At 70.7% G+C, this 15917-nt stretch carries 19 protein-coding genes, 1 tRNA gene and 1 pseudogene; 14 read left to right on the top strand and 7 right to left on the bottom strand.

Annotated elements, in window-relative coordinates:
• Nucleotides 1-20: 20 nt before the first annotated feature.
• Together QFZ74_RS16890 and QFZ74_RS16885 are read left to right on the top strand one after the other, a co-directional pair.
• Nucleotides 21-815, top strand: a complete 795-nt coding sequence (locus QFZ74_RS16890; RefSeq protein WP_307621642.1) for a Pr6Pr family membrane protein — start codon at nucleotides 21-23, stop codon at nucleotides 813-815.
• 32 nt (nucleotides 816-847) lie between these two features.
• A tRNA-Pro gene (locus QFZ74_RS16885) sits at nucleotides 848-921 on the top strand.
• A gap of 160 nt (nucleotides 922-1081) precedes the next feature.
• Here the strand turns inward: QFZ74_RS16885 and QFZ74_RS16880 are convergent.
• Complete coding sequence (locus QFZ74_RS16880; protein ID WP_307621641.1) at nucleotides 1082-2056, bottom strand: magnesium transporter CorA family protein; 975 nt, start codon at nucleotides 2054-2056, stop codon at nucleotides 1082-1084.
• 143 nt (nucleotides 2057-2199) lie between these two features.
• Nucleotides 2200-2730 carry a DUF5994 family protein gene (locus QFZ74_RS16875; RefSeq protein WP_307621640.1) on the bottom strand — a complete coding sequence of 177 codons (531 nt, stop codon included), beginning with the start codon at nucleotides 2728-2730 and terminating at the stop codon, nucleotides 2200-2202.
• Nucleotides 2731-3004: 274 nt separating this feature from the next.
• Here QFZ74_RS16875 and QFZ74_RS16870 point away from each other — a divergent pair, with 274 nt between their 5' ends.
• The 10 genes and pseudogenes from QFZ74_RS16870 (at nucleotide 3005) to QFZ74_RS16825 (ending at nucleotide 8469) form a co-directional block, all read left to right on the top strand.
• A complete protein-coding gene (locus tag QFZ74_RS16870; protein WP_307621639.1) occupies nucleotides 3005-3565 on the top strand; it encodes a DUF5994 family protein in 561 nt (186 codons plus the stop codon).
• Nucleotides 3566-3569: 4 nt separating this feature from the next.
• Nucleotides 3570-3797: a hypothetical protein gene (locus QFZ74_RS16865; RefSeq protein WP_307621638.1), complete on the top strand. Its 228-nt coding sequence runs from the start codon at nucleotides 3570-3572 to the stop codon at nucleotides 3795-3797.
• Nucleotides 3798-3899: 102 nt separating this feature from the next.
• Nucleotides 3900-4160: a hypothetical protein gene (locus tag QFZ74_RS16860; RefSeq protein ID WP_307621637.1), complete on the top strand. Its 261-nt coding sequence runs from the start codon at nucleotides 3900-3902 to the stop codon at nucleotides 4158-4160.
• Between the two features lie 83 nt (nucleotides 4161-4243).
• Nucleotides 4244-4516 (top strand): hypothetical protein, encoded by a 273-nt coding sequence (locus tag QFZ74_RS16855; protein WP_307621636.1) that lies wholly within the window; start codon nucleotides 4244-4246, stop codon nucleotides 4514-4516.
• 112 nt (nucleotides 4517-4628) lie between these two features.
• Nucleotides 4629-5117 carry an Asp23/Gls24 family envelope stress response protein gene (locus QFZ74_RS16850; RefSeq protein ID WP_307621635.1) on the top strand — a complete coding sequence of 163 codons (489 nt, stop codon included), beginning with the start codon at nucleotides 4629-4631 and terminating at the stop codon, nucleotides 5115-5117.
• Nucleotides 5118-5144: 27 nt separating this feature from the next.
• Nucleotides 5145-5336 carry a hypothetical protein gene (locus QFZ74_RS16845; protein WP_307621634.1) on the top strand — a complete coding sequence of 64 codons (192 nt, stop codon included), beginning with the start codon at nucleotides 5145-5147 and terminating at the stop codon, nucleotides 5334-5336.
• 356 nt (nucleotides 5337-5692) lie between these two features.
• A pseudogene (locus QFZ74_RS16840) lies at nucleotides 5693-6133 on the top strand (DUF5994 family protein); the annotation flags it as partial.
• Nucleotides 6134-6141: 8 nt separating this feature from the next.
• The gene (locus QFZ74_RS16835) at nucleotides 6142-6390 is read left to right on the top strand and encodes a hypothetical protein (RefSeq protein ID WP_307621633.1); all 249 of its coding nucleotides are present in this window, start codon (nucleotides 6142-6144) and stop codon (nucleotides 6388-6390) included.
• Between the two features lie 222 nt (nucleotides 6391-6612).
• Nucleotides 6613-7125 carry a DUF5994 family protein gene (locus QFZ74_RS16830; protein ID WP_307621632.1) on the top strand — a complete coding sequence of 171 codons (513 nt, stop codon included), beginning with the start codon at nucleotides 6613-6615 and terminating at the stop codon, nucleotides 7123-7125.
• 150 nt (nucleotides 7126-7275) lie between these two features.
• On the top strand, nucleotides 7276-8469 hold the full coding sequence (locus QFZ74_RS16825; protein WP_307621631.1) for a PP2C family protein-serine/threonine phosphatase: 1194 nt from the start codon (nucleotides 7276-7278) through the stop codon (nucleotides 8467-8469).
• Nucleotides 8470-8524: 55 nt separating this feature from the next.
• On the opposite strand, the gene QFZ74_RS16820 is transcribed toward QFZ74_RS16825, so the two are convergent.
• Both QFZ74_RS16820 and QFZ74_RS16815 read right to left on the bottom strand, forming a co-directional pair.
• Nucleotides 8525-9007: a DUF5994 family protein gene (locus QFZ74_RS16820; protein ID WP_307621630.1), complete on the bottom strand. Its 483-nt coding sequence runs from the start codon at nucleotides 9005-9007 to the stop codon at nucleotides 8525-8527.
• Nucleotides 9008-9328: 321 nt separating this feature from the next.
• Entirely contained in the window at nucleotides 9329-9967 is a 639-nt protein-coding gene (locus tag QFZ74_RS16815) for a hypothetical protein (RefSeq protein ID WP_307621629.1), read from the bottom strand.
• Between the two features lie 214 nt (nucleotides 9968-10181).
• Here QFZ74_RS16815 and QFZ74_RS16810 point away from each other — a divergent pair, with 214 nt between their 5' ends.
• Nucleotides 10182-10478, top strand: coding sequence for a hypothetical protein (locus tag QFZ74_RS16810; protein ID WP_307621628.1), 297 nt, complete (start codon nucleotides 10182-10184; stop codon nucleotides 10476-10478).
• Here the strand turns inward: QFZ74_RS16810 and QFZ74_RS16805 are convergent.
• The 3 genes from QFZ74_RS16805 to QFZ74_RS16795 form a co-directional block, all read right to left on the bottom strand.
• Nucleotides 10457-11761 (bottom strand): hypothetical protein, encoded by a 1305-nt coding sequence (locus QFZ74_RS16805; RefSeq protein ID WP_307621627.1) that lies wholly within the window; start codon nucleotides 11759-11761, stop codon nucleotides 10457-10459. The two genes, QFZ74_RS16810 and QFZ74_RS16805, sit on opposite strands and share 22 nt — an antisense overlap.
• Before the next feature lie 127 nt (nucleotides 11762-11888).
• Entirely contained in the window at nucleotides 11889-12716 is an 828-nt protein-coding gene (locus tag QFZ74_RS16800) for a TIGR03943 family protein (RefSeq protein ID WP_307621626.1), read from the bottom strand.
• Nucleotides 12713-13747, bottom strand: coding sequence for a permease (locus QFZ74_RS16795; protein ID WP_307621625.1), 1035 nt, complete (start codon nucleotides 13745-13747; stop codon nucleotides 12713-12715). The genes QFZ74_RS16800 and QFZ74_RS16795 overlap by 4 nt, the downstream gene beginning before the upstream one ends.
• Before the next feature lie 176 nt (nucleotides 13748-13923).
• Here QFZ74_RS16795 and QFZ74_RS16790 point away from each other — a divergent pair, with 176 nt between their 5' ends.
• Nucleotides 13924-15870, top strand: coding sequence for an NAD-binding protein (locus QFZ74_RS16790; protein ID WP_307624181.1), 1947 nt, complete (start codon nucleotides 13924-13926; stop codon nucleotides 15868-15870).
• Nucleotides 15871-15917 lie beyond the last annotated feature (47 nt).

Below are 15917 nucleotides of genomic sequence, written 5' to 3'. Positions count from 1 at the left end.
CACCTGCTTAGCGTGAGGGCATGACGGCCCCGATACCCAGGGACATCCCGGACCTCCCCGCGGTCCCGAGGAACGCGCCCATCCTGCTGCCCTCGGCCGTGCCGGCCACCGCGGTGATGACTCCCGTCCGCCACCCCCTGACCGCGGCCTACCGCCTCCTGGTGGCCCTGCTGGCAGCCGCCGCGGTGACCGTGGAACTCCTGGTCGGCGCCCCGCTGCGCATGCTGAGCTACTTCAGCATCCAGACGGGCATCCTGCTGGCCGTGGTCATGGCCCTGTCGGCCCAGCGGGCGTGGGCGGCCCGCCGCCCCCTCCCGTCCGGCGTGACAGGCGCCACGCTCCTCTACGTCACGGTCGGCGCCCTCGTCTACCACCTGCTGCTGGACCACTCGACACCCCCGTTCTCGATGACGGACGCGACCCGGCTGCCGGCGCCGTGGCACGGCCAGTGGACCCTCCTCCAGGTCCTCCACGTGGCGCTCCCGCTGGCGGCCCTCGCGGACTGGCTCCTCCTCACCCCGCCCGGCCGCCTGCACCTGCGCCAGGCCGCGAGCTGGCTCCTCTACCCCCTGGCCTACCTGGCCTTCTGCCTCACCCGAGCCGAACTGCTCGCCCCCGGCACCCCCGGCCGCGTCCTCTACCCCTTCCTGAACGCACCGGACCACGGCTACCGCGGCGTCCTCGCCAACGCCCTCCTCGTCGGCCTGGCCATCTACGGCCTCGCGGTCCTCCTGGTGGCCCTCGACCACCTCCGCCCGAACCCCGTCCGACGCCGCGCCAAAACCGGATTTCGTCTCCGGCCACCAGTGGGCTAAAGTAAACGTCGTCGCCGCGACAGCAGCGACATCGGGGTGTAGCGCAGCTTGGCAGCGCGCTTCGTTCGGGACGAAGAGGTCGTGGGTTCAAATCCCGCCACCCCGACAGCCGTAAAACCAGGTCAGGCCCGGTGCTGAGAGATCAGCACCGGGCCTGATGCGCTGTACGGGCCCATTTTGGGAGCCGTTTGGGAACCATTCGGGAGTCGACTTCGAGAACCGGCTCCCAGGACCGCCTGCCGACGAGCGCGCAGGAGCGTGTGCGGTCAGAGCCAGTCCCAGTGCTTGAAAGCGAAGTACAGCGCCAGAGAGACAACGACGATGACAGCGCTGGAAACGATGAATCCCGACTGGTGTCCGAAGCCGGGGTAGGGAAGGTTCTGTCCGTAGAAGCCGGTGATCGCCGTGGGCACGGCGATGATCGCGGCCCAGCTCGTCACCTTCTTCATGATCAGGTTCATCCGGTTCGCCTGCACCGACAGGTTGGTCTCCATCACCGAGGCCACCAGGTCACGCAGCGACTCCGTCCACTCGCCGGCCCGCAGCACGTGGTCGTACACATCGCGGTAGTACGGCAGCAAGGGGCCGTCGACGACTCCTAAGTCGGGGCGCATGAGAGCGTTGACGACCTCCCGCATGGGCAGGACCACGCGACGGAGCCGGACCAGTGATTTCCGCAGGGCGTAGGACTGGCGCTGTACGGTCTGGATCTGCCGGCCGCCTTCGGCGAAGAGCAGAGCGTCCAGTTCCTCGATGCGTTCGTCGAGTTGCTGTACCGCGGCGAAGTGCCCGTCGACGACATGGTCGAGCAGACCGTGGAGCAGAAAGGCGACCCCGTGTGCCGCCAGAGCCGGGGTACGGTCCCAGCGGGCGACGAGCTCGTCGAGGGCGAACGCGGGGTCCTTGCGGACGGTGATCAGCGCCTGCGGCGTGAGGATGACCGCGAGCTCGCTCATCGTCAGTCCTGCGCCGTCCGGGGCGACGGCAACCCCGTAGACACTCAGGAAGTGATGGGTGCGGTAGTTGTCGAGTTTCGCCCGCTGTCTCTCGTGCAGCGCGCCCTCGAGAGCCAGCTCGTGGAGACCGAGTTCCTCGCCGACCGCCGTGAACTCGGCGCGGTTCGGGCGGTACAGGTCCAACCACACGGTCGAAGACGGATCCGCCAGATGCTGGGAGATGTCCCGGACCGGGAAGTCCTCCTCGACCAGGGAGCCGTCGCGGTACAGCCGGGTACGGGCCATGTCGCGCACCCTAACGGCACCAGCGGAACATCAGCGGACACCACTACCGGGCATCCACCCCGACGGGCGGCACCCCCCTCGATCGCCTTGAAGCAGGCGCCGTCCGGCGGAGACAGCCCTACGCACGCCCGGACCTCCAGACGTCATTCCTCGGGCTCGTGGCGTTCCTCGTCGGTCCGAGGGCTCTCCGCGGGAATCGGGTGTGCCTGATGGGTGCCGGTGTCGATGAGGATCTGTGCGGCACGGGTGATGTTGTCGGCCCGGACGGCTCTGGCCATCGCGGCACGGGCGGCGTCGGCTGTCGCGTGCGGCGGGACCACGAGAAGGGAGAAGTGGTCCTGGTCGCCCCGAGTGATCAGGATGGTGCCATCACCGACCGGGAAGGAGTCGATATGGACGACCCGGTCGTCGATGACCAGGCGTGTGGGAAGTCCGTCCCATGCGGCAGCGTCCAGGCCGACACGCGTGATGGGGCCCAGGTGTCCGGTCAGCACCTGGATGAGGCCGGGCAGCTCCGCGCCAATGTCGCGGGTACGCGGCCACCACGCGCCGTCGAAGTTGCCTTCCCGAGACTGTGTCGTCTCCAGCCGCAGAAGAACTGTCCCCGGTTTCGCGGCCCGATGGATCGCGTCCGGCAGGAGCCCGGAGGCGCGAGGGATGTCGGATTCGGTCATGGCGTGCGCCCGTCTGCGGGATTCGGGGGCACCGCCGAACGCGGGCCCTCGTCCTCTCACCGTAAGCCGGGCGTCGGCGTACCTGCTGCGCTCGCCGGCGGTTCCGGACTCGTTGCCTCGGTGAAATGCCTGCTCACGCGCACGTCCCGGAGCCTCGGGGCGGCGTAGAGTGAAAGGACCGGGAGTACTTCGCACACCGGCCGCCGTGCCGGTGCCATTTCCGGCGAGCAACAACACCGGCCTCCAAGACGAAGCCCGGGGACAGGTCCGCGTCATGACTGCGACCATCGAACCTACGATCATCGAAGAGCACCTGCCATCGGCGTCGGCCCGGCTGTCCCTGGCTCCGACCGGCTCGGTTCCAGGTCTCCTGGACGGTGCCTGGTGGCCCCGCTCCCGTGATCTCCTCCGGGAGATCCCCACACTGACGGACGCGCTGGACGCGTGCTGGGGTCGGATCACCCGCGTCACCGTGAACCCCACCCACTGGCCCGTCATCCCGCACAAGGTCCCCGTCACCGGGCACACGGTGCATGTCGGCTGGTTCGCCGACGAGCAGGACTCGAACAAAGTGATGCTCCTCTCCTACTCGGTGGGCCGCCTGGACCTGCTGGTGATCCCTCCGGAGACGGAGCCGGCCGCTGCCGCCCGGCTGATGGCAGCAGCAGCCGTTCCGGGAGGTATCCGCACCGCCAGTGGCCTGATGGCCGACGAGGCCATGAGCCACGACGCGGCAGAGGCCCGGAACCGGGATGAGGAACGGGAGACCGACGGCGGAGCCGCTTCGGCCGCCGGAACCTCGACCGGGACCTCGAGTTCCGCCCTGAGGAGGTGACGACGTGGAGACAGCCGTCACCGTCGCCGTGATCATCTTCATGATCATCGCGGGAATGTTCCTGATCCACCGGCTCAACGCGCAGCATGACGACAGGATCGGGGCGTTCCGCTACAGCGACGCCCTGCCGGGAATCGGTCGGCGGATCCGTAAGAGCCCACGTGCCGCCGTACCGAAGGATCCTCCTGCCGACGCCACATGCCGTGAGCATCGAGAGAGGAGCCGCCGATGACGCCGGCCTGCTTCCAGCCAGGGTGGGTGTGGGGCGACGGCCGTCACACCCGCCTGCACGTCGCCCCTGATGCACATCGCCCTTAGAGAGCAAGGGGTCACCATGAAGTCACCGGAACTGCCGTCGGCCGGGCACGCGGAGGTTCGTATCGTCGCCGCGGACCCGGAGACGGCTCGCCATGTCGCGGAGACTCTCCGCCGTTGTTTCGCCGCCACCGAAGCGCGCAGCTACCCCGTATCCACCGACGGCGGAACACGCCTGCACCTCACCGTGGACACCACGCGCATGGCGGAGCCGGTGCGCTCCTGGCTGTTGACCAGCCAGTCCTCCCGGGGCGATCACACACAGCCGGACGAGGTCTGAGGAGGATGCCCCTCAGCGGGGAGGGAGGACACCGCCCCGGACGTACGGGTTTCCGCCGGCGCCGGCACGAGAGGCAGGCGACCATGACGACGTTGCACGAGCGGCAGCACTACCGCGAGACGATCATGAAGACCCTGTACGAGGCCATCGAAGGCAACCGCCTCCTCGGCCTCACCGGGGCGCAGCTGCGCGAGGATCCCGCGATGCCCGAGGAGGACCTGGCCGCCGCGTGCACGTACCTGGCGGCCGAGGGACTGATCCAGGTCGACTGGGAGCGAGGAAACACACCCGCGATGGTCACACTGACGCACAAGGGGATCCAGTTGATGGAGACCGAGGAGCAGGACAGTGGCTGACACGGCACACCCCGCCCTCAGGGCTCCGGCCGGGGCCGTTGCGTCACCGGCACACGCCACAGGGAGAGGGACCCGACAGACCACCTGTGCCTCGGAAAAGAGGTGACCGAAGATGGCGGATACCGGACTGCCGAACCGGCCCGAGACCCCCCGCGCGGTGTCATCGGGCGAGCGCGGCGGGAAGAGGACGGGGGTGCCGCACGGAAGCGATCCAGGGTCGCGTGGCCGTACCACGATCGCCGACGGTGTGGTGGCGAAGATTGCCGGGATGGCCGCCCGGGACGTGCCGGGAGTCCATTCGATGGGCGGTGGGTTCGCCCGTGGCATGGGGGCGATGCGTGAACGTATGCCCGGTGCCGGCGGGAAGTCCGTCACCAGCGGGGTGAAGGTCGAGGTCGGCGAGGTACAGACCGCGGTCGATCTGGAGATCGTCGTCGAGTACGGCGTCTCCATCATCGATGTCGCGGGCGACGTCAGAGAGAACGTGATCGCTGCCATCGAGCGGATGACCGGTCTGGAAGTCGTCGAGGTCAACATCGCGGTCGACGATGTGTATCTGCCCGACGAGTACGAGGAACAACCAGAGCGGCAGCTCGAGTAACCGCCGGCAATCGCCGTAACCGCACGAGTGGGCCGACGCTGCCCGGCAGGCGGCAGGAAAGACGGTGACCTGCTCACCGACCCCCTGCTGGCCGAGATCGGCAAGGAGTACGGCAAGTCGGTCGCGCAGGTCGTGCTGCGCACCGGCAGTTCGCTGTTCTTCGACCACCACGACACCGAGATCGTCACCTGGCTCGCCAAGCGCCGCCTCGACGCCTGAACCGCGCAAACCCCGAACAGAGCCAGCCCGCGAAGGGCAGCGGAACTGGGAGCCATCTGGGAGCCAACCCGCTCACCAAGCCCCTTCGAGGCCACCCGAGACCGCCCCACCCCAACGCCCTGACCAGGCAAAACAGCAAACCGCTCGGTGGCGATCTTGGCCGAACCTCATTCGGGACGAAGAGGTCGTGGGTTCAAATCCCGCCACCCCGACAGTGCAGTACCAGGTCAGGGACCCGGCGTAGAGTGAAAGCACCGGGAGTACTTCGCGCACCGGCCACCATGCCGGTGTCGTTCCTGGCGAGCGACAACACCGGGACGTCCGTCGAAGACCAGCCCCGGGGACAGGTCCGCGTCATGACTGCGACCACCGACCGTACGATCATCGAGGAGCGGCTCCCCTCAGCGCCGGCCCGGCTGTCCCTGACGCCGCCGTGTCCGGATCCAGGTCTCCTGGACGGTGCCTGGTGGCCCCGCTCCCGCGATCTCCTCCGGGAGATCCCCACCCTGACGGACGCGCTGGACGCGCGCTGGGGTCGCATCACGCGCGCCATCGTGAACCCGACCTACTGGCCCGTCATCCCGCGCAAGGTGCCCGTCACCGGCCACATCGTGCACGTCGGATGGTTCGCCGATGAGCAGGACCCGTACAAGCTGATCCTCCTCTCCTACACGGTGGGCCGCCTGGACCTGCTGGTGATCCCGCCGGAGACGGAGCCGGCCGCCGCCGCCCGGCTGATGACGGCGGCAACCGCTCCGGGAAGCCTCCGCACCGCCAGCGATCTGATGGCCGACGAGGGGTCACCATGAAGTCATCGGAACTGCCGTCGGCCGGGCACGCGGAGGTCCGTATCATCGCCGCGACCCCGGAGGCGGCTCGCCATGTCGCGGAGGTTCTCCGGCGTTGTTTCGACGCCACCGAACAGCGCAGTTACCCAGCCGGAGCCGAGGGCGGAACACGTCTCCACCTCACCGTGGACACCACGCACATGGCGGAGCCGGCGCGCTCCTGGCTGCTGACCAGCCAGTCCTCCCAGGGTGATCCCACCTATTAGACCCAGGGTGATCCCACCTATTAGAAATGGGACGGCCTGAGCCTGCCGCCGGGACAGCCAAGTCGCTTGTCGCCCCTCAACGGTGGAGCGCCGTGCCGCCTGTCCCGGCCGGAGTAGGCTGATGTGTTACCAAGAGCTGTTCGGCCGCACGACCACGGCGGGGCCGTTCCCGGCGAGTGGCAGACGCGGGCAGTCGAAGGCCGCCCGGGACGGGATCGCACGATGGATGCCATCACAAAGCCCGCCGACGTAATGTCACCAGGTGACGCGCACACCTACCGGATGCCCTTGCCCCGGCTGAGCCTCACGCCGGACGGGAGCCACGGCCCGCTGGACGGAGCCTGGTGGCCGCGCTGCGACGCGCTGGAACTGGAATTGCCCGCGCTGGTCGGCTCCTTGGACCCGGCTGTCGGTACCGTCACCCGCGTCACCGTGGACACGGCGTCCTGGCCGAATGCCCCGCAGACGGTGATGGCGCCCGGCCATGTGATCGAAGTGTCGTTGACCGACCTTCCCTCCGAGGCGCATGCCATCACCCTGGAGTGCGGCACCATCGGACGCTGGGAACTGCTGGTCATCCCGCCCGACGAGCCGGCCGGAGCGGCCGCGCACCTGCTGACCGCTGCCGCCGACCCCGAGAACCCGCTGTCGGCTCCGCGCATCCTGGCACTCACCGAGGACGGCCTCGACGGAGAAGCCACATGGGAGTCGGAAGGAGGACCCGGACTCACGTGACAGGCCCGACACGGTCCGCCCCCGACGACCCCGCGGCCCGGCGGCCCGTCCGGTCGTCGGCGACCCCTCGATGGAGCGATGACACGAGCAGTCCCTTCGCCGTCCCAGCCCGCCGGCCCCGGCAGACGCGGATCCCGGCGAGGTGAGGGGATGACGGCCGGACGCGACACGGACCGCTCCGAGAGCTTCGGGGAAGCCCTGCTGGGGAGGATCCTCGATGGCGCGCACGAGCTTCCGCCTCATCTCATCGGGCCGCTGGTCGCCGATGTGGTCGAGCGAATGGGCGGCCGCCGTCCGCAGGTGCTGCTCCAGGACTACGGCCAGCTGCTCCTCGTACCCCTGCCCGGCGAGGGCCTCACGGGCGGGGAGCCGCAGCTGATCGACGACTCCGACGCGGGGCGCTGCTTTCTGGACGCACACCCTGTCGAGCTGCCCGAGGACGACGGTGTGCGGGTCCATCTGCCCCTGCTTGACGGCGGCGACCAGGTGGGGGTCATGGCAGTGACGCTGGACAGCGTCGATGAGCACGACCGCCGCCTGCTGCACAGGATCTCCGGCCTGGTGGCCGATCTGCTGGTGACCAAGCACGGCTACTCCGACCTGTTCTTCCATGTCCGACGTGGTGAACCGATGAGCATCGCCGCGGAGATCCAGTGGGCTCTGCTGCCGCCTTTGGCGATGATCATGCCCCGGGTGGCCGTGGCCGGGATCCTGGAACCCGCCTACGACGTGGCAGGCGACAGCTTCGACTACGCCCTCAACGAAGACGTCCTCCACGTGGCCATGATCGACGCGATGGGGCACGGGCTGGACGCGGCCACGATGGCCACCGTGGCCATCGGCGCCTACCGTCACGCACGCCGGCTCGGCACCGGACTGTCGGAGATCTACGCCTTCATGGACCGCGCCGTGGCGCAGCAGTTCGGTCCCGACCACTTCGTCACCGCGCAGATGATGCGGCTGGACACGACGACGGGACGGATGCGGTGGGTCAACGCCGGGCACCCGCCGCCGATCCTCGTCCACAACCACCGTGTCACGCGCCGGCTGGACGCCCCGACGACTCTCCCCGTGGGCCTGGGAGGCCCAGCACCCGCGATCAGCGAGCTGGGGCTGGAACGCGGAGACCGTGTCCTCTGCTTCACCGACGGCCTCATCGAGGAGCACAGGGCCGGCGGGGAGGAGTTCGGGGAGGATCAGCTGATCGAATGGGTGAACCGGCTGGAGAGAACCGGCCGCGGGGTCCGGGCGGTGGTGCGCTCCCTGTCCCACACGCTCCGACGGGCACGGGGCGGACACACCACGGATGACGCGACGCTGCTCCTGGTGGAGTGGCGCGGCTGACCTCACCCACTGGCGTACGGCCGCTCTCCGCCGGCCTCGGCCGAGGCGCGGCGCATCAGTGCGACGGCTCCTGCCCGCTTCCGGTGTCGATGAGGATCTGTTCCGCCTGGGTGATGTTGTCGGCCCGGACGGCCTGGGCCATCGCGGCGCAGGCGACCTCGGGTGTCGCCTGCGGCGGGATCACGAGCAGCGAGAAGAGGTCCCGGTCGCCCCGGGTGATCAGGATGGTGTCGTCACCCACCGGGAAGGAGTCGATGTGCACCACCCGGTCGTCGACGACGATCCGCGTCGGAAGCCCTTCCCAGGCCGCGGTGTCGAGCCCGACACGGGTCACGGGTCCGAGGTGCTCGGTGAGGGCGCTCAGCAGCGCGGGCAGTTCGGCACCGATGTCACGCGACCGCGGCCACCACGCCCCGTCGAGGACACCTTCGCGCGACTCCGTCGTCTCCAGCCGGAGCAACGCGCACCCCGGCCGCACACCTTCGTGAACGCCACTGGGCAGCTGCCCTGAACAGTGGGGTGAATCAGGAATGATCATGAGGGCCACCCGTCTTCGGGAACCGGTGCGAACACGGGACTCGCCTCGCACCTCCCACGCTACTCCTCTGCCGTCGACGGCCATCGTGGCAGTCGGACGCCAGCGGGGACGCGGTCCTGCCTGGCCGGGGCGCTGCACCAGAACGGCGCGCGCCGGACCGGCTTCGCGCCGTCGGCCCGCAGACAGTCACGGCCATCCCGGCAGTCCAGTACAGGCCCGGCCTTCCGGAAACGGAGGCCGGGCCCGATGCGTTTGTGGGGCACGTCGCACGCCCAAGGAGACGCGATCCCCCCGAACGGGACCCACCAACGGGCACCCCGCTTACGCCCCTGTTCCTTCACCACGTCCCCCTCGTTGGCCTTGCGCAAGAGGGACGTTGTCCCCCTCCGCCACAAGAACCCTCCCCCGGTACAGCGGCGCGTACGAGTACAGCAGCAGCGCCGCGCCCAGCGGTATCAAGTCCTTGTCGGCGTACGCCAGGAGGCTGTCGGCCAGCACCAGCGGCGGGGCCCATGGCTTGAGCACCTTCCGGGCGGCCAGTTGCACGGTCAGCGTGAGCTGGCCCAGGAAGAAGAGCAGCGGGCCGTACGCGTAGAACGCCGGCTCCACGCCCGGTATCGCCATGAAGCGGCCCACGATGTCGGACATCGCCTGGTGATCGGCCGCCGCGAAGCCGGAGACGACGTCGGCGGTGAACTGCACGCCCAGGGCCAGGGCCCCCGCGCACGTCGTCCAGAAGGCCGCCGTGGTCAGGCGGGTGTCGAGCGTGAGCGGACGAATCCGGTGGTACCCGAGGACGAGCAGCAGAACGCCGGCGAGGAAGCACAGGTGTCCTGCGGTCCACGCGGGGCCGGGGCCGCGCTCACCGTCCAGGCCGTCGAGGATCCGGAGCAGCCCGTACGCCCCGAGCAGGAGGGGGCCGTAGAGGAACTGCGGGTATGCCGAGCGGGATGTCGTCATGGAGACCAACGTGGCACTCGGACGCCCCTCGCCACGATCGGGAAGAACCCTGAACCGTCCCTGGTTCGACCCCGTACGACCCCTGAGGGTCGGCGCCGCGGACCGTCCGGGGCCGTCCGCCCGGGGCCGTCCGCCCGGGGCACGGGCGGCATAGGCTTCACATAAGGCACAAGAGACGTACGCACCGTCGGCCACGAGCCCGGGAGCGACAGACATGGCGACTCTCCATGAACGCAAGGCCTACCGGAAAGCGGTCCTCAGAACGCTGTACGGGGCCATCGAGCAGAACCGTCCCGAGACCAGCGGAGCGACGCTCCGTGAGCAGCTCGGGCTGCCCGACGAGGATCTCGCGGCCGCCTGCGCCTATCTGGCCGGGGAGGGGCTGATCAGCGTCGAGTGGACCTCGCACAAGACGCCCGCCATCGTCTCGCTGTCGCATCAGGGCATCCGGTTCATGGAGGAGCGCGAGGAGGCGCTGGAGGCGGCCCGTCAGGGGGACTGGAGCCTCTGAGCGGGCTGCATGGCCGGCTTCTCCTCCTCGGCCAGGAAGTCCACGATCGACAGCGCGAACAGCAGGGCCAGGACCAGGCCGACCACGACCCAGCCCGTCGGATGGGTCCACAGGAGGAAGGCGACCACGGCCCCCGCCACCAGGATCCAGGTGATCCAGCGGCGGTAGCGGTGGACGAACGGCCCCACCGGGCCGGTGCGAAGGCCCAGCCGGTCCGCCGTGGTGCGGACGGCGGCGATGCCCGCGTGCCACAGACGGCGTACGTCCGTCGCGTGGTGCCCCGGGCCGGTCAGCCAGGCCGCCAGCGCGATCACCACGCCGAGGGTGATCACCACGCGGACCGACGTGCGCAGGAAGCGGATCAAGGTGTCGTAGACCGCCTCGGCCGCCGCCTGGGAGACGTTCGCCGGGAGATGGTCGAGGTAGCCGACGCGGAAGACGGTCAGGGCGATGCCGAGCACGAGCGCGGCGACGGCGAAGCCCAGGGCGGTGGCGACGAGGGCTCGGCGGCGCCGGGCCGAGAGCAGGACACCCGCCGCGGCGAGGATCACCGCGATGACCGGCAGCCAGTTCCCGGCCAGTTGCAGCACCCGGAAGTACGTCTTGAGCCGGCCGATGTCGTCCGACTTGAGGACGGTGAGGTCGGTGTGGATCACCGGGATCTTCTGCGCGGGCGTCAGTCCGGCGTCGACCAGGCGTTTCTTCACCTGCTCGATGACCGGGGCCAGGTCGATGCTCACCGAGTTCTGGTTCAGCTCGACGGCCCCGCCGCCCTTGCCGGTCAGGGCCTTGTCGACGGTCTGGTGGATCCTGCGGTTGGCGTCCGTCCAGAACTTCTGGAAGGTGCCCGAGGCCACCACTTCCTGCGACTTCTTCTGCACGAAGCTGCCGACGGCCCCCTCCAGGGCGCCGCCCAGCTTGCCGAGCGCCTTCTCCAGGCGGGGCCGGTCCTTCGGGGCGACGCCTTCGAGGAGCCTCGTCAGATCGAGGTGGTCCGTCACCGCGTCGGCGGCGCGGGTGGCGGCGGCCGCCTGGACCGCCGGTTCGGAGGCGAGCGGGGCGACCGTCTCCACGTACCGGTCCGTGTCGCCGATGACGTCGGCCGTCCACGCGGAGACCATGGCCAAGGGGGCCAGCACGCAGCCGATGACGATGAGCACGGCGGCCAGGAAGGAACGGGCGCGGTGACGCGGGGGACGCTCCGACGCCGCGGCCTCCAACGCGGTGACCCGCGCGCGGAGTTGCCTCAGGTCGTCCGCGTCGGAGGTGGGGCCGTCCGTCATGGGCGTCCTCCTCGTCGCTCGCCGAGTCCGCTGATGACAGCACAACCGCAGGCGGCGCAGGAGGCGAACCGGGCCGAGCCGTTCGAGTGGCGGGGACGGAGCCGTTCGGGTGGGCCGCCGTCCCCGCTCAGTTGTTCCAGGTCTCGTCGTACGGGTCGTGCGGCTCCGGTACCGGCCGGGACGAGGTGACGCGGAGGAACGGGATCCGGCCGTCGTTGACCGGGTCCCGGGTCTGCCGCGCGGTGTAGGTGCCCGTCACCTCCAGCCAGGCGTCCGGCCGCAGGACCGGCGGGATCCGCCCGGTGAGGCCGATCTTCACCGGCTGGGCGTCCGCGGCACAGCAGTTGAGGGCCATGCGGACCAGATACGGAGCACCCGTACGGTCCACGACGACGAAGCCGGTGACCCGGACGTGGCGCCCGTCGAGGGAGCGGCCGTGGTCGAAAGCGGCGCGGCCCGCGTAGTCGGCCAGGCTGAGGGGGACGGGGTCCCGGTGCGACAACTTCCCGTACTCGTACGGCTGTTGTTGCAGGCCCGTCCCGGCGCGCAGCGCGCTGTACGAGCCGAGGGCGGGCGGGGCGACGAGGATCAGGGCGAGGAGGGGGAGGACTAGGAGCCAGGCGATGCGAGGTTCGTGCCCGTGCTCGGGCTCGAACTCGGGCTCGGACTCAGGCTCGCGCTCGGGCTCGGACTCAGGCTCGCGCTCGGGCTCGAACTCGGGCTCGGGCACGGGCTCGAACTCGGCGTTCTTCGGCTGCGGTTGCCTCCTCCCGCCCGCGCCTCTCCACTCGTACCAGGCCGTCGCCAGCGCCGTCACGATCAGGGCGGCTCCGGCCGTCAGGAGCAGCGGGCGCAGGCCCGCCTTGACGTAGCGCAGGTAGAGGTCGGTGAGGCCCGCGTGCAGGAGGGCCGCGCCGGTCAGGAGGAGGACCGCCGCCTGGGCCTGCCGGTTCACAGCAGCACCGCCCCGGTCAGGACCGCGCCCGCGATGGCGAGGGCGAAGGTGGCCGGGGCGAAGCGCAGCGCGAAGCCGCGGCCGAAGGTGCCCGCCTGCATCGCGAACAGCTTCAGGTCGATCATCGGGCCCACCACCAGGAACGCCAGCCTGGCCGTCAGCGAGAACTGGGTCAGCGACGCCGCCACGAACGCATCCGCCTCCGAGCAGATCGACAGCAGGACGGCGAGGACCGCAAGGGCGAGCACCGAGAACGCCGGGTTCCCGGCCGCCGTACGCAGCCAGCTCGCCGGGGCCATCGCCTTCAGCGTCGCCGCGGCCATCGCGCCGAGGACCAGGAAGCCGCCCGCGTGCATCAGGTCGTGCCGGACCGACCCCCAGAACGCCTCGCCCTTGCCACGGCCCTCGTACGCCGCGTGCGCCGGCGGGCGCAGCCAGTCGGTCCGCCCGGCCCGCTGCCACAGCCATCCCATCGCGCACGCCACCAGCAGGCTCGCGGCGAACCGCGCCAGTACCATCTCCGGCTCGCCGGGGAAGGCGACCGCCGTCGCCGTCAGGACGACCGGGTTGATCGCGGGCGCGGAGAGCAGGAACGCGAGAGCCGCGGCCGGGGTGACTCCGCGCCGTACGAGCGCTCCGGCCACGGGCACCGACGCGCACTCGCAGCCCGGCAGCACCGCGCCCGCCAGCCCGGCGACCGGTACCGCCAGGGCGGGACGGGCGGGCAGGGCACGGGCGAAGAAGGAGGGCGGTACGAACACCGCGATCGACGCCGAGAGCAGGACGCCCAGGGTGAGGAAGGGCAGCGCCTGGACGGCCACCGCGACGAACACCGTCATCCAGCTCTGCATCACCGGTGTGGCCAGGGCCCCGCGGACCGGCCCCTGGAACACCAGCGCCAGGAGGAGCAACAGGGTCATGAGGAGGGAGGAGTTGGGGTGCCAGCGTTCCTGATCCCCGGGGGGATCAGGCGAGTTGGTCGCCGTCGGAGCAGGGACGGTTCCGGGGTGGGTCTCCTCGGCGATGGCCACGGGTGGGGTACCTCCGGCGTGCTCGTTCTGCCTCCCCTTCACTACGGCGGCTCGGGCGCCCGCGTTCAGCGGGTCCTGGAACCACGCGTCCCGATGGGGCAGTCTTTGCCCTTGTGGGGAGCGTTCCGTATCAAGGTGGGTCCGGTGGCCAGGGCACGTACGGCGGCCACGCGCACATGGTCGTGTGCGGGGACGACGGGCTCGCGCACCGGCTCGCGGCCGAGTTGCGCGGGGTGTACGGGGAGCAGGTGACGCTCGTCGTCCCGGCGTTCGCGCGCACCACGCAGCCGCCGGGGGTCGGGCGGGTGCGGGACGGCTCGGCTTCGTTGCTGGACCGGATGGTGAGTGCGGCCGTCGGGTGGGGCGCGGGCAACGGCGGCAACGGTGGCGGCGTCGGCAGCGGCAGCGGCAGCGGGAGCGGGGCGCCGGCCGGCAACGGGCGGGTGAGTGAAGTCGGCGGTCTGGAGCGCGTGTTGGAGGCGCGCGAGCCGACCGAGGGCGTGCTCTTTGAGGCGGGTGTGGAACGGGCCGTCGCGCTGGCGCTCGTGTACGACGACGACGAGACCAACATCCGTGCCGCCCTCACCGCCCGCCGGCTCAATCCGCGACTCCGGCTCGTCCTGCGGCTCTACAACCGGCGATTGGGGCAGCACATCGAGGAACTCCTCGACCAGGCGGCCGCGTTGGCGTTCGCCGGTGGGGAGGGAGACGGCGACGACGGCTCGGGCGGGAGCAGCGGGGACGCGTCCACCATCGTGCTGTCCGACGCCGACACCGCCGCGCCCGCGCTGGCCGCCACGGCGGTGGCCGGTACCAGCAAGGTGGTCCAGACGGACGAGGTGCTGCTGCGCGCGGTGGAACGGCCGCCCGGCTGGGTGGGCCGGGTCTCCGCCGGATCCGGGCAACCCGGCCTGCGGACCCTCGCGTTGCTCTCGACGACCAGCAGCGACCCGGCCGGGGCCGACGGTTCCGAGGGGAGCGGGTCGCGCGGGCCGCGGCTGCTGCCCGACGAGGCGGAGGTGGCCGAGGCCACGGGGCGCGGGACCGTCGTCCTGGAGCAGGTGTCGTACGCCGCCGGGCCGCCGTTGCCCGCGGGGCGCGCCGGGGTCGTGCCGTCGTTCGCCTCGCTGTTCTCGCGACGGCTGCGATGGTCACTGGCGGGGATCGTGGCGTGTGTCTTCGCGCTGGTGCTGACGCTGTGGCTGGTGACGGAGATGAATCCACTGGCGGCGTTCTATCTGACGCTGCTGGACCTGTTCGGGATCTCCGATCCGGCCGTCGGGCAGTCGACCGGGCGGGAGGTGCTCCAACTGCTCTCCGGACTGGCCGGGTTGCTGCTGCTGCCGGTGCTGCTGGCCGCGGTGCTCGAGGCGCTCGGGACCTTCCGGACCGCCTCCGCGCTGCGGAAGCCGCCGCGCGGGCTGGGCGGGCACGTGGTGCTGCTGGGGCTGGGGAAGATCGGCACGCGGGTGCTGACGCGGCTGCGGGAGCTGCACATTCCGGTGGTGTGCGTGGAGGCGGACGCCGAGGCGCGGGGGCTGGCGACGGCTCGGCGGCTGGGGGTGCCGGTGGTGCTCGGGGACGTGACGCAGGAGGGGGTGCTGGAGGCCGCCAAGATCCATCGGGCGCATGCGCTGCTCGCGGTGACGAGTGCGGACACGACGAATCTGGAAGCGGTGCTGTACGCACGGTCCGTGCGGCCCGATCTGCGGGTCGTACTGCGGTTGTACGACGACGATTTCGCCACCGCCGTGTACCGGACGCTGCGGGCCGCGCATCCGCGGGCGCTGACCCGGAGCCGGAGCGTGACGCATCTGGCGGCGCCGGCGTTCGCGGGGGCGATGCTGGGGCGGCAGATTCTCGGGGCGATCCCGGTGGAGCGGCGGGTGTTGCTGTTCGCCGCGGTGGATGTGGGCGGGCATGCGCAGCTGGAGGGGCGGACGGTGGACGACGCATTCCGGGCCGGGAAGTGGCGGGTGCTGGCGTTGGTGGGACGGCCGGACGTTTCTCTCGATCATGTGCTGGAGGCGGGGGACCGGGTGGTGGTGGCCGCGACTCGGAGGGGGCTGGCGGAGCTGCTGGGCCGACGCGCGCCCACCCAGCCGTCCGGCTCGGTCGGCTGAGAGGTCACCCCGCCCCTGGGGCTCCGCCCCAGACCCCGGTGCTTTTC

Source organism: Streptomyces sp. V3I7 (genome assembly GCF_030817495.1).
In the GTDB taxonomy this organism is placed as follows: domain Bacteria; phylum Actinomycetota; class Actinomycetes; order Streptomycetales; family Streptomycetaceae; genus Streptomyces.
This window is presented reverse-complemented; position numbering and strand designations above follow the sequence as displayed.